This is a genomic window from Agrobacterium sp. 22-209-1 (assembly GCF_053522485.1).
In genome coordinates this window covers 229,885-242,176 of the sequence record NZ_JBNWCH010000004.1, presented here as the reverse complement: position 1 = coordinate 242,176, position 12,292 = coordinate 229,885, and the positions used below count along the sequence as shown (strand labels likewise).

Genomic DNA, 12,292 nt, shown 5'->3' with positions numbered 1-12,292 from the left:
ACAGTCTCGCCTCTCGACGCACTGGTCAAAGCCAACGTTGGGAGCAAGGATGACGATCTTCAGCCTGGTCGAGACCATGAGCGGTCGGAGTCGTCATGTCCTTTTTGATCACCATGTCGCAGAAAGAATTGCATCGCCTCGAACTTATCCAGAAGATCCGTGACGAACGCCTGAGCGTCGTCCAGGCGGCGGACCGGCTCGACCTCAGTCGAAGTCAGGTCCATCGGCTGCTGCAGGCCTATGACCGGGATGGCCCGGCCGGGCTCGTTTCGAAGAAGCGATCGCGGCCGAGCAATCGGCGCCACAGCGAGGAATTGCGCAATGCGGCGCTGGATTTGATCCGCGAACGCTATCTGGATTTCGGCCCAACGCTAGCGCGTGAGAAGCTGATCGAGCTGCACCGGATCTCGGTCGCCAAAGAGACGCTGCGGCAATGGATGACCGAGGCAGGCATCTGGATCTCGCGCCAGGAATGCAAGAAACGGGTTTTCCAGCCACGCGGCCGACGTGACTGCTTTGGCGAACTGGTGCAGATCGATGGCTCACATCACTGGTGGTTCGAGAACCGTGGGCCCAAATGCGCCCTGCTCGTCTATATCGATGACGCGACTGGCAAGCTGCTGCATCTACGCTTTGCTGGCTCGGAGAATACATTCGACTATCTGCATGCGACGAAGGCCTATCTACAGCAATGGGGCAAGCCGCTGGCTTTTTACAGCGACAAGCACGGCGTTTTCCGCTCGCTGCATGCGTCGAAGAAAGACCGAACGAGCGGCCTAACGCAGTTCGGCCGGGCGCTTTATGAGCTGAACATTGACATCATCTGCGCCAATACCCCGCAGGCCAAGGGCCGGGTGGAACGTGCCAACCAGACGTTGCAGGACCGGCTGGTCAAGGAGATGCGGCTTCGCGGCATCGACACGATCGAGGAAGCCAATGCCTATGCGCCTGAGTTCATTTTAGATTTCAACGCGCGTTTCGGCAAGGAACCGCGCAATCCGAAGGACATGCACAGGCCGTTGGCCGATCACGAGAACCTCGATGGCGCCATGTGCCGCAAGGAAGTCCGCACCCTGTCGCAATCTCTGACACTGCGTTACGACAAGGTGCTGTTCATTCTCGATCCGACCGAGATTTCCAGGCCATTGGCGGGCGAGAAGGTGATCGTGTGCGATTATCCCGACGGCCGGCTCGAGATCATGCACGAGAGCTTTGCCCTGCCCTATAGAACCTTCGACACGTTACGCTCGGTACATCGCGCCGAAGTCGTAGACAACAAGCGACTGGATGACATGCTGTCGCTGGTTGCCGAGATGCAGGCTGGTCGCGAACAGCAACGCAGCAAGGGCGGCCCTCGCCGCACCGGTCAGACGGATCATATGTTCGGCATTCGCGACGGCAGCACGGCGAACGGGTATAAGAAGCGTGGCCGCAAGCCGGGTCGGCGGACGGATTTCATGAACGATCCAGCGGTGATTGCGAAGCGCGAGAAAGCATTATCGAAGCAGCCGGCGGCGGAATAAGACGTTTCAATGCACCCCGATGTCGCTTTGTGTATCCGATTCCAGCTGCAGGCAGGCGGACCAAAGTGGCGTCTTGTGGAAGGATCCATCCTGGAGGAGCGTGAGCCCTTCTCGTGCCTCGTAGAGCAGGCCCAGCCAGCACAGGCGCCTCAGCACGCCATATTGGACATCGGATTTCAGCTCCCAGGCTTCCAGTGTCATTTCGGTCTCAGACAGGGGGGCGAAGTGTGGCTTGAGGATTTTTACAATCTGCAATGGCGTGCACCCTTCTCTGGCCTTGATATTGAGAAGATTGAGGAACATGCGCCACCAGCGTAACCGTGCTTGGACCTTCTCTTCCCGTTCGGCTTCGTGGACATAGGAATAGAGATAATCCGTGGCGATCAGATCAAAGAAGGCGTTCGGGTCCAGCAGAAACTCCCGGCCGCGTTTGGTTGGCAGCAGCACATCCTTTTTCCGACGCAACAGCTTCAGATGACGGGTCATGTCCCGCACGACCCAGAGTGGCGGTACGTCGCGTTCATTGAGCACCTTGTGCATGCTGTAGAGATCTTCGGCTGTAAAGTCGGGCCAGAGGAAGTTAACAGCGGCCCAATGCACGAACTTGCGGTTCATGGCGCCGGTTGCCGTCAATCCTATGCCCCCCTCACCGTCAGCATAGGCAACCGAAAGAAGCATGCCGCGAAGAAGTGGTGACAGCGCGGCGACATCGACGTCACCATGCAGCTTGATTTCCGGAAGCATCATGTCGCTTTGATCCCTACCCGCCCGATGCAGGTGCAAAACGATTATCAGCTGACAACCAGATAATTGCTACTGAGGAAGCTAAAGCCGAAGGGGAGCGTCATCACCCGCCCCCTCCCTACCCTTGCAACCCGGCCCAGCCGGTCCGGTCGGGGGCTGATTGTCGGAGCCATTGTCGCATTTCTAACGGGCCAGCGGCGTCGCATCTCTAATCAGCTTTGACAACAGCTTGGCTGATTTGAAGCCTGGAGATGGAGCGTTGAAACATCATCGTCCCATCCTTCGCCTCTTTTACGGCTTTATCATTCCGCCATGATAATCGAGCCGGTATGTCTCGACGTGTCCCCGGTAAATGCGCTCCAAGCCGGTGAAGGACTGGAACTCTCCGGCATTCGTGTCGACATAGACCAAATCCTCCACCGGGTGGGTGAAGCCGCCGAGAAAGCGGCCCTCACGATAGAGCGTGGAAAGCGACCTCTGGATGACCCTGCCGGCCGTGGCGCCATCGATCATGTCGGGCCGGAGGATGCGGCCGTAATAACTCATCGCCCACACCGCCGTTCCCTGATGCCAAACGACCTCCTGACCTATGAAATCGGTTCCCCCGAAATAGCTGTCGATATAGTGCCAGTCGCCGTTCCGATAACCGAGATCGTGCGATCCCTTGCGAGTGGGCGTCGCGGAGTTGTTGCCGCCGCCAACATACGTCGCGGACTTGGCCTGCACGATGAAATCTTCCAGCATGGGAAACCTTTGGGAAGCAAGAACATAAAGTGAACATAAGTGATTTTTGGGATGTTCGCAAGTGCGCCCCTGCCCTGTGTCGAACCCGCATTTCAACAATGGCGGGCTTGGTAATCGCGCCGTTTGCGCTTAGAAGCATGGCAGAAATTATCCGAAAAGAGTGTCCATGCCGCAAAACCCGCAGATCTATGTCGATGCCGATGCCTGCCCCGTGAAGCCGGAGATTCTCAAGGTGGCGGAGCGGCATGGGCTGGAAGTGACCTTCGTTGCCAATTCCGGCCTGCGTCCGTCGCGCGATCCTATGGTAAAAAACGTCATCGTATCCGCCGGTTTCGACGCGGCGGACGACTGGATCGCCGATCATGCAGCCGAAAACGACATCGTCATCACCGCCGATGTGCGGCTGGCCGGTCGCTGTGTCGCCAAGGGTGCGCTGGTGACCGGGCCGACGGGCCGCGTTTTTGACCAGTCGAACATCGGGATGGCGACGGCGATGCGCGATTTTGGCGCGCATCTGCGCGAAACCGGTGAAAGCAAGGGATATAACGCGGCTTTTTCACCGCGCGACCGCTCGGCTTTTCTGGAGACGCTTGACCGTTTCTGCCGCCGTGTCAAAAAATGACGGCGCCAACGGAGAGGCGCCACCCATGAACCCGGCCACTATGAAAAGCAACAGCTATCGTCGCCATCAACCTTTCGTCATTGCTTTTTTGGTCGGCGCCGTGAGCCTTGGCCTGGCGCTGGTTTTTGCGCCGCCGCTGGCGATCGAGATCGCGGCCGTTCTGTTCTTCCTGACCTATCTCACCTTGATTGCATTTCGCCTGTCGGGGTTGACGGCGCAACATCTGAAGGCCCATGCCGATAGCGATGATCTGCCTGCGGTCGCCATCATCGCCGTCACGCTGCTTGCCGTTGCCGTCGCGGTGGTATCGCTGTTTCAGGCCCTCAATCATACCGGCGAAACAGTCTGGGCGCTGCTCATCGCCTTCGCCTCGGTGATCTTCGGCTGGCTGACCATCCACACCATGACCGCCCTGCACTACGCTCATCTTTACTGGCGGCCGGCGATGGCCGACGGCAAGCCCCAGCATCGCGGCGGCATGGATTTTCCGGGGACGAAGGAGCCCTGCGGCTACGACTTTCTCTATTTCGCCGTGGTGATCGGCATGACGGCGCAGACGTCGGATGTGGGCGTAACCACGACCGCCATGCGTAAGGTCACGTTGCTGCACTCCATCGTTTCTTTCTTTTTCAATACGGTTCTGGTAGCGGCGGCGGTGAATGCCGCCGTCTCGCTTGCGGGCTGAACCGATTTTCTTTTCAAGAGGACTGTCTTCATGAACATTATTTCGCAAAATACGGCCTTTGGCGGCATGCAGGGCGTATTTTCGCATACATCGGAAACCCTGAAATCTGAGATGACCTTTGCGGTTTATGTGCCGCCGAAGGCGATCCATGAGCCCTGCCCGGTTGTCTGGTATCTCTCGGGCCTCACCTGCACCCACGCCAATGTCATGGAGAAGGGCGAATATCGCCGCATGGCGTCTGAACTCGGACTTATCATCGTCTGCCCGGATACCAGCCCGCGCGGCAATGACGTGCCGGATGAGCTGACCAACTGGCAGATGGGCAAGGGCGCCGGTTTTTATCTCGACGCCACGGAGGAGCCGTGGTCGGAGCACTACCAGATGTACAGCTATGTGACGGAAGAGCTGCCTGCCCTGATCGGCCAGCATTTCCGCGCGGATATGAGCCGCCAGGCCATTTTCGGCCATTCGATGGGCGGTCATGGCGCGATGACCATTGCGCTGAAAAAACCCGAGCGTTTCAAGAGCTGCTCGGCTTTTGCACCCATCGTTGCACCCTCTTCCGCAGACTGGTCGGAACCGGCGCTGGAAAAATATCTCGGTGCTGACAGGACCGCATGGCGTCGCTATGACGCCTGCTCGCTGGTCGAGGATGGCGCACGGTTTCCCGAATTTCTGATCGATCAGGGCAAAGCCGATAGTTTCCTGGAAAAAGGCCTGCGCCCCTGGCTGTTCGAAGAGGCGATCAAGGGCACGGATATCGGCCTGACGCTGCGCATGCACGATCGTTACGACCACTCCTATTATTTCATCTCCACTTTCATGGATGACCATTTGAAGTGGCATGCGGAGCGGCTGGGGTAAGGATAGAGAGAAGGTTGGCGGCGCCCTTTAAGCGCCGCCGCTTCATATCTAACCTGACATTACGGGATACGGGCAATGACCTTGATCTCGAAATCGAAGCCGGCAAGCCAGTTGACGCCGACGGCGGTCCAGTTCGGGTAAGGCTTTTGGCTGAAAATCTCCTGCTTGACGGTCATGATCGTTCCGAACTGGTTTTCCGGATCCGTGTGGAACGTCGTCACATCCACAATGTCGTCGAAGGTGCAGCCCGCCGCCTCAAGCGTTGCCTTGAGATTTTCGAAGGCCAGCCGGACCTGTCGCCCAAAATCAGGTTCAGGCGTTCCATCGGCACGGCTGCCGACCTGGCCGGAAACGAAAAGAAGGTCACCGGATCGGATAGCTGCGGAATAGCCATGCTCCTCGTAAAGCGCATGCCTGTTAGCGGGGAAAATTGCTTCGCGTGCGGTCATTGTGGATCTCTCTATGGGCTGGAGTGGTCATGGACGCGAGAAGCGTTGCTCTTATTCAAAGAAGGCTTCGGACGTCCATTTACATACGTTACGTATGCCAGATAATTACATACGCGTCGCATGTCAATTATGTATACGCGGCGTATGTGAACTTAGAGGCACAGAAGATGCGCCCGATTGAAGCTTGAGATATTTCTGAAGCTGAGATGCGGACGAATAGCCGTCACGCCCTCGCCTTTTGTGTCCTGCTTATGGAAACAGAGCCGTCGCAAGCGTCGTCGGAGCGCGCCGGTTCAGCCTGAATTCGCGGATCACGCGTTCGGCGACGCCATAGGCAAGTTCCTGCTCTATTGACTGATCGTCGAAGCTGACGACGGTGGCGGTGAATTTGGCTTCTGCAATTACCTCTCCCGTCGCAACGGCGGCGGCGCGGACGATAACCTTGGCTGACGCCCTTTCCCCGAACAGGAAGGGACCGCGTGTAACGGATGCAAGTCGGATGGTCAGCACCACGCGCGGCCTTGTTTCTCCACGCGCCGTGGTTTTGATCGCATTTTGCACCTGCGCATGGATGGACTGCATCAGCGCCGGGGCGACATCCGGGCGTGCCGCGACGAACGCGCCGCGCACGTCGTAAAGCAGCCGGTCGGTATTAGTCGCTTCCGGTTCCAGCCTGAAAGACATGAGCACGAAACACGCCAGCACAAGAATGCCAAGGCGTTTTAGCGTGGTAATCATGATCAGCGGCTCCCCTAACGTGAGGTAGCCACATGTTCGACGATCAGGGTTAGAAAAGCGTTAAGAGGCGCTCTTCAGCGACTCCAGAACATTGAGGGCCGCGCGCATGTCGACAAGCCTGACGGCGCGGCGCTCCAGCGCCTCCTCGTCCTCGCCCCATTGCTCGGCGGTCCAGTCCTCGTCCAGATGGGCGAGCGCCCATGTTTCTTCCAGCTTCAGGTGCCCTTCCGCCAGCGCCAGCGCCAAAATGGCTGAGCCGGTCAGCGACGTCATGGTGTGAAGAGCGGCAAGCGCAATCGGTGTGTCGTATTTCTTCAGCGTTACCGCAAAAGCGGCGATGGCTTCGCGCGGCTGGTCCTGATGCATCACGCCTTCTACGAGAAGGAAACGCGCGCCGAGCACATTGGCCGCCCAGTCCAGCACGGGATCCCAGTGGTCCGTCTGCCGCGCAACCAGCGCTTCCGGGTCGCCGGCCCTATAGCAGAGGAGATCGGAAGAAGAAAAACGAAGTACGTCCTCAAAAACCGCCTGCGTGTCGTTGGCGACGCCATCAATGGCCGTGTTCACATGCCGCGAGACGGGCATGACAACCGGATTGACCACGTCTTTCTGGGCATCCCATTCATCGCGAAGCAGTTCCGCCAGCGCGCGCGTCGGGACGGTCAGCGGCTTCTTGGCGGGGGTGCGCAGCGGCTTGCCATCGAGAAGGATGGTAAAGCCGCCCTCCTCCACCTCGCCGACGGTGACATCCTTGTAGAACCGCTTCGGCAGAGGCTTCTGCATCTGGATCTGCGCGCGCAGGATCGGGTCGGGATGGCTCAGGCCCTCCGAAAGGTCGTTCAGGAGATCACGCATGGCACGTCCTCGTCAGTCGGATAGAAAGGTTATTCAAGAATATCGGCCGGAACATAGGCCTGAATTTCGCGCGGGTGGTTGACGACCGCATCGGCGCCCGCCTTCCAGAGATCGTCGACCGAGGCATAGCCCCAGGCGACACCGATGGCTTTTGCGCCCGCAGCCTTGGCCATCTGCATGTCGTAAATCGCATCGCCTATTACGACAGTATCGGCCGGAACCATGCCGGTTTCATGGCAGCATTCCATCACCATGGCCGGATGCGGTTTGGAGGGGCAATCATCCGCCGTACGCGAAACGATGAAGTGATCGGCGAGGCCGTGGGTCTGCAGTATATGGGTAAGACCGCGCCGGCCCTTGCCGGTCACCGCCCCGATCAGCACATCGTCACGTTTCGAAAGCGCATCGATCAGCGGGGCGATACCGTCGAAAAGCGGCACGGTCATTTCCGAGCGCTCCCGCAGGGGATGATAGATTTCCCTGTAGCGTTCTGTCATCGCCTGCGCCTCGTCATCCACATGTGTCTTGCCGAGCATGCGGGCGATGGCAATATCGAGCGTCAGTCCGATGATCGCCTTGGTTTCGGAGATATCGGGGCGCGGCTTGCCGAAATCAGCGAAAGTGTCTGCCATGACGGCATGGATCAGGCCGGCGCTATCCACCAGCGTTCCGTCGCAATCGAAAAGAACCAGTTTCATGGGCTGTCAGTCTTCCCTATCGCCATCGGCCACGTCGAGACCGAGCAGGTTCCAGGTTTGCACCATATGCGGCGGCAGGGGTGCGCTGACCCGAAGCCGACCGCCATTCGGATGCGGAATATCGATGTGGCGCGCATGCAGATGTAGGCGCTTCTGGATGCCGCCCGGAAAATCCCAGTTCGGATCGTCGATGTAATATTTGGGATCGCCGATGATCGGGTGGCCCATATGCAGCGCGTGCACGCGAAGCTGATGGGTGCGGCCGGTATAGGGTTCCATTTCCAGCCAGGCGAGATTCTGCGCGGCGGTATCGATGACGCGGTAATAGGAGACGGCGTGATCGGCCCCCTCCTCGCCATGTTTGGCGATACGCATACGGTCGCCATCCATCGTCTGTTCCTTGACGAGCCAGGTGGATATCTTGTCCTGATGCTTGCGGGGCACGCCCTTGACCAGCGCCCAATAGGTCTTCTTGGTGTCGCGCTCGCGGAAGGCGGCGGTCAGCTTCTGCGCAGCGCCGCGGGTGCGGGCAACCACCAGCACGCCCGACGTATCGCGGTCCAGGCGGTGTACCAGACGCGGCTTTTCGCCCTTCTGGTTGGTCCAGGCTTCCAGCAGCCCGTCAATATGGCGGGTGACGCCGGAGCCGCCCTGCACGGCGATGCCGGCCGGCTTGTTGAAAACGAAGACCTTGTCGTCTTCATGCAGCAGCATGCGCGCGAGAAGCTCGCCATCTTCGGAATGTTTGAGATCCTTCGATCCGATCGGGCCGCTTTTGACCTTGAGATCGGAATCGACCGGCGGAACGCGCACCATCTGTCCCGGCTGCACGCGCGCATCCGTCTTCACCCGGCCGCCGTCCACACGCACCTGGCCGGAGCGCAGAAGCTTCTGCAACTGCCCGAAACCAAGTCCCGGATAATGAATCTTGAACCAGCGATCGAGGCGCATACCGGCCTCGTCGGCCCCGACCTTGATGTGCTCGATACCTGCCATGAAATTTCCAGTCTTTCTGTCCTGATCGCGCGCTCTGTTCGCCAGCGCGCCGTTTGGACCAAGCCTTTAGAACAAACTGCGGCCCAAGGCCAGCCCGGCGAAAACCGCAGCGATGGAAACCACAAGGCTTGCAAGCACGTAAACGGCGGAAAGCCCGAGTGTGCCGCGTTCGAACAGCGAGACCGCATCGAGCGAAAACGACGAGAACGTCGTAAAGCCGCCGAGCACGCCGGTGACGAGAAACAGGCGCATTTCCATCGATGCATTCAACCGCCTTGCCACGAGCTCGACCAGCAGACCGATCAGGAAAGATCCGGCCACGTTCACAGCAAGGGTTCCCCATGGAAAATTCGGTCCGGCCAACCGCATACACAAGACCCCGACCAGATAACGGAACACGGAACCGATTGCGCCGCCTGCGGCGACAAGGGCGATATTGATCATGGGAAATTGTGTCTCCGGAAGAAATCGTCGGGCCGCGCGGTCCAAGGCATTTTTAGACCATGAGAACTGCTGGCGAAACCCCAAAGTCCCGTGCTTTCGGTTATTAAAATACGATTAAATTGCAGCTCCGCGATTTAGCCTTCCAACAATGGGCAGCTGCTAATCTCCGGTTTTTCAGGGTCGGCTAAGATCACCGGAGGTTCGATGACACAGGTTCTTTCCGTTTCCGCGAATACAGCGGCCTATGCACTCGAGGCCGTAAAACCGCCGCAACGCACGCCGCGCAAGAGTGAAATTGAAGAGGCCATTCACGAACTGGCGCGCAAGGCCGAAAACGGCGACGATTTCCAGCTCAGGGGCCTGATGACGACGATCAAGCCGCCGGCCCTCACCCTCTATTTCCTGATAGCAAGCAGCCAGCGTCAGGAGCCGCAGGCGACACTGGAGCAGGCCGTGGAGGCTTACGAGGAAAACAGCCTTACATCAAAATCTGAAAGTAATTTATAGATCAGGTGGATACGTAGGTATTTTAATGTTGTTTCTTCATTTTTTCGACATATAGACGGGATCCCCACATTCAGCCTGGTGCCAGACTGATCTTCTAGAGATTTACGACCGGGTTCCGGAAAATCACGTGGGCGACCCCTGCCTTTTCCGCCAAGGCGCCGAAGAACAAAAACGATAGATCAAAATTTGCGGCTACCGGACGTGTCACGCGTTCCGGTAGCCGTTTTTCATCGGTCAATTATGCTGGTGGTCGCCGCCGCCCTTGGCTGCACCCGTCGAAAGCACGATCTCGACCTTGCCGGCCTTTTCGAAGATGAGCGTCACCGGCACCTTGTCGCCTTCGGCAAAAGGCTTTTTAACATCGAAGAACATCATGTGCAGGCCGCCGGGCTTCAGTTCCACCGTCTGGCCGGCGGGAATAACGATACCCTTATCAAGCTTGCGCATTTTCATGACGTCGTTGACCATGGCCATCTCGTGGATTTCAGCGCGACCGGCGGAAGAGGATTCGACCCCAACCAGCTTGTCGTCGCTGTCGCCGGTGTTCTTGATGGTGACGTAACCGCCTCCGACCGGCTGGCCCGGCAGCATCGCCTTGGTTGCGCCATCGGATACTTCGAGGTTGCCGGCCTTCACGACATCCATATCCATGGCCATGGCGGAATGATCGTGCCCACCGGCATGTTCCGACTTCGCGGTTACCTTGATGGTCGGCGCCGGGCTTTTCAGCGAATGCGGATCGACACCGGCGGCTGCGACTTCATCCCAGGAGACCTTGCCCTTGTCGTCGCAAAGCTGCGTCACCTTGAACGGCAGGTCCTGCCCCACTTCAACGCCGGAGATTTTGCCCTGCACGGCGAAAGTGTCGTAGAACTCGTCCGGCAGGTTGCCACCTTTCCAGCGGATCTCGACCGGTCCGCTTTTAATCTCCTTGCCGTGGTTCTTGTAGGTCTTCTGGTAGTCGCCCTTGATGATTTCCAGTTCCCAGCCGGCCTTGGGCTGCGGCTTGGCGGAAATGAATCCTTCCGGCAGCTTGATCTGAACTTCGGTCGTGGCGAGCCCGCCGTCGCAGCCATGCGGCACCTGGAGGGCCGCGACGACGGTGCTTTCCTGTTCGGCGGAACCGTCAACGAAGGTGGCGTGGGCGAAAGCCTGCGCGGTCGATACCGAAGCGACGAAAAGGCTGCATGTGATGATCTTGGTAGTTTTCATTTGCTTGTCCCTGCGACTGCTCTCCCTCTGGGTCCGCGCAGCCGCTCCGTGCCGCCAAAGGCGGCGATGATACCGTAAAACGAATAATCAGTCGGACAGGGTTGGCGGGCCGCGCGCAGCGGGTTTCTGGATCGTCAGCACGGAGCGGAAGCTCCATTCCGAAGGCAGGCGATTGTCGAGCCAGGCAAATTCAGTTCTCAGCCAGCCAGCCATATCAGGCGTCGGCAGAAGAATGGACGAGGCCAGGAGGCAGGCCTCGCAAAACAGAATGGCGTCGCGGGAATGGGCGGGGCCTTCCTTGGTATGGGAAGCGTTGACGCCGTCGCCATGACCAAAACAGATTTCCGCAAAGGTGCCGTCCGGCAGCCGGTAACTCTCGTCAAGGACAACCTGAGAGCTGACGGCAAGCGCGGGCTTGTGGGCAAAACCGAGCGACAACATCAGAGCAGCGCAGAAAATGCGAAGCATCTTCTCCAATTCTGCCAGCCGTCTCTTTCGATCTGTATCCATACTCTACGCGATATCTCGCTTTCCTGCCGATTTCAAAGGGGAATTTTGCCGCAGGCTCGATAGTTGCGAGGGAACAATCAATGCAAGCCGGCATTTTTCTGCTGGAGCCATCGTTTCAAAGGAGGCAACCATGCCAGCCAAATCGAAAGCCCAGCAGAAAGCCGCGGGTGCAGCTCTCGCCGCCAAACGCGGCGAAGTGAAAAAATCAAGTTTACAAGGCGCTTCAAAAAGCATGGAGAAGTATATGACAGAAAAGGAACTTGAGGATTTTGCCTCGACGAAACGGAAGGGCTTGCCGGAGAAAAAATCCGATTAGCATTGCATCTTTACGCTGGCCGAATTCCGGTCGTTGAAACGCATCTGCAAACCTTTCGGCGAGACGGCTGCTATGACGATGACGCAGATGGAGCAAGAATCTGTTCAGATGCGTCATTTGGTCCTTGCCAATAGCCGGGCTTCGAAGATAATGAGCGCGCATCACCGTTGGGAGAAACCGCTTCAATGCGGTGCCGAAGGAGCAACCGCCCCGGAAACTCTCAGGCAAAAGGACCAGCGGTGACGACGGAACTCTGGAGAGAAGCCACCTTGATCTAAAGGACGGCTCGCCGAAGGGATAACAATCTCAGGCGACAAGGACAGAGGGGGCTCTTGAACCGGCGCATCGCGCCATGACCTGAGCCCGCGCGATATATCGCGCAACC

General features: G+C 58.3%; 16 protein-coding genes and 1 riboswitch. Of the genes, 6 read left to right on the top strand and 10 right to left on the bottom strand.

The genetic code is table 11. The annotated features are described in order from the left end of the window. Window positions 1-95: 95 nt before the first annotated feature. On the top strand, window positions 96-1,523 hold the full coding sequence (locus ACQZ48_RS12320; RefSeq protein ID WP_448728846.1) for an ISNCY family transposase: 1,428 nt from the start codon (window positions 96-98) through the stop codon (window positions 1,521-1,523). Between the two features lie 6 nt (window positions 1,524-1,529). Here the strand turns inward: ACQZ48_RS12320 and ACQZ48_RS12315 are convergent, their stop codons facing one another. Further along, on the bottom strand, window positions 1,530-2,267 hold the full coding sequence (locus ACQZ48_RS12315; protein ID WP_448728882.1) for a hypothetical protein: 738 nt from the start codon (window positions 2,265-2,267) through the stop codon (window positions 1,530-1,532). A 291-nt stretch (window positions 2,268-2,558) separates the two neighbouring features. After that, entirely contained in the window at window positions 2,559-3,011 is a 453-nt protein-coding gene (locus ACQZ48_RS12310) for a DUF5680 domain-containing protein (protein ID WP_077982315.1), read from the bottom strand. A gap of 166 nt (window positions 3,012-3,177) precedes the next feature. Between ACQZ48_RS12310 and ACQZ48_RS12305 the strand changes: the two genes are divergently transcribed. Genes ACQZ48_RS12305 through fghA form a run of 3 tightly spaced genes read left to right on the top strand, consistent with a single transcriptional unit; the run spans window position 3,178 to window position 5,182 of the window. Continuing rightward, window positions 3,178-3,633: a YaiI/YqxD family protein gene (locus ACQZ48_RS12305; protein WP_448728845.1), complete on the top strand. Its 456-nt coding sequence runs from the start codon at window positions 3,178-3,180 to the stop codon at window positions 3,631-3,633. A gap of 25 nt (window positions 3,634-3,658) precedes the next feature. Continuing rightward, the gene (locus ACQZ48_RS12300) at window positions 3,659-4,318 is read left to right on the top strand and encodes a DUF1345 domain-containing protein (RefSeq protein ID WP_137410290.1); all 660 of its coding nucleotides are present in this window, start codon (window positions 3,659-3,661) and stop codon (window positions 4,316-4,318) included. A 30-nt stretch (window positions 4,319-4,348) separates the two neighbouring features. Then, window positions 4,349-5,182, top strand: coding sequence for an S-formylglutathione hydrolase (fghA, locus tag ACQZ48_RS12295; protein WP_448728844.1), 834 nt, complete (start codon window positions 4,349-4,351; stop codon window positions 5,180-5,182). Window positions 5,183-5,241: 59 nt separating this feature from the next. Here the strand turns inward: fghA and ACQZ48_RS12290 are convergent, their stop codons facing one another. The 6 genes from ACQZ48_RS12290 to crcB all read right to left on the bottom strand — a co-directional run bounded on the left by ACQZ48_RS12290 (window position 5,242) and on the right by crcB (window position 9,362). Then, window positions 5,242-5,631, bottom strand: a complete 390-nt coding sequence (locus ACQZ48_RS12290; protein ID WP_142912207.1) for a RidA family protein — start codon at window positions 5,629-5,631, stop codon at window positions 5,242-5,244. Between the two features lie 249 nt (window positions 5,632-5,880). Further along, window positions 5,881-6,369 (bottom strand): hypothetical protein, encoded by a 489-nt coding sequence (locus tag ACQZ48_RS12285; protein WP_142912206.1) that lies wholly within the window; start codon window positions 6,367-6,369, stop codon window positions 5,881-5,883. A 60-nt stretch (window positions 6,370-6,429) separates the two neighbouring features. After that, complete coding sequence (locus ACQZ48_RS12280) at window positions 6,430-7,224, bottom strand: ATP12 family chaperone protein (protein WP_191217597.1); 795 nt, start codon at window positions 7,222-7,224, stop codon at window positions 6,430-6,432. Between the two features lie 29 nt (window positions 7,225-7,253). After that, the gene (locus ACQZ48_RS12275) at window positions 7,254-7,922 is read right to left on the bottom strand and encodes an HAD family hydrolase (RefSeq protein WP_077982321.1); all 669 of its coding nucleotides are present in this window, start codon (window positions 7,920-7,922) and stop codon (window positions 7,254-7,256) included. A gap of 6 nt (window positions 7,923-7,928) precedes the next feature. Further along, complete coding sequence (locus tag ACQZ48_RS12270; RefSeq protein ID WP_035264040.1) at window positions 7,929-8,918, bottom strand: RluA family pseudouridine synthase; 990 nt, start codon at window positions 8,916-8,918, stop codon at window positions 7,929-7,931. A gap of 66 nt (window positions 8,919-8,984) precedes the next feature. Then, complete coding sequence (gene crcB / locus ACQZ48_RS12265) at window positions 8,985-9,362, bottom strand: fluoride efflux transporter CrcB (RefSeq protein WP_137410285.1); 378 nt, start codon at window positions 9,360-9,362, stop codon at window positions 8,985-8,987. A gap of 204 nt (window positions 9,363-9,566) precedes the next feature. Here crcB and ACQZ48_RS12260 point away from each other — a divergent pair, with 204 nt between their 5' ends. Continuing rightward, a complete protein-coding gene (locus tag ACQZ48_RS12260; protein ID WP_137410284.1) occupies window positions 9,567-9,869 on the top strand; it encodes a hypothetical protein in 303 nt (100 codons plus the stop codon). 234 nt (window positions 9,870-10,103) lie between these two features. Here the strand turns inward: ACQZ48_RS12260 and ACQZ48_RS12255 are convergent, their stop codons facing one another. Then, window positions 10,104-11,081, bottom strand: coding sequence for a copper chaperone PCu(A)C (locus ACQZ48_RS12255; protein WP_191217598.1), 978 nt, complete (start codon window positions 11,079-11,081; stop codon window positions 10,104-10,106). Between the two features lie 87 nt (window positions 11,082-11,168). Then, window positions 11,169-11,549 (bottom strand): hypothetical protein, encoded by a 381-nt coding sequence (locus ACQZ48_RS12250; protein WP_077982929.1) that lies wholly within the window; start codon window positions 11,547-11,549, stop codon window positions 11,169-11,171. Between the two features lie 172 nt (window positions 11,550-11,721). Here ACQZ48_RS12250 and ACQZ48_RS12245 point away from each other — a divergent pair, with 172 nt between their 5' ends. Continuing rightward, the gene (locus ACQZ48_RS12245; RefSeq protein WP_191217599.1) at window positions 11,722-11,907 is read left to right on the top strand and encodes a DUF3008 family protein; all 186 of its coding nucleotides are present in this window, start codon (window positions 11,722-11,724) and stop codon (window positions 11,905-11,907) included. Window positions 11,908-12,065: 158 nt separating this feature from the next. Further along, window positions 12,066-12,153: riboswitch (glycine riboswitch) on the top strand. The last annotated feature ends 139 nt before the right edge of the window (window positions 12,154-12,292 follow it).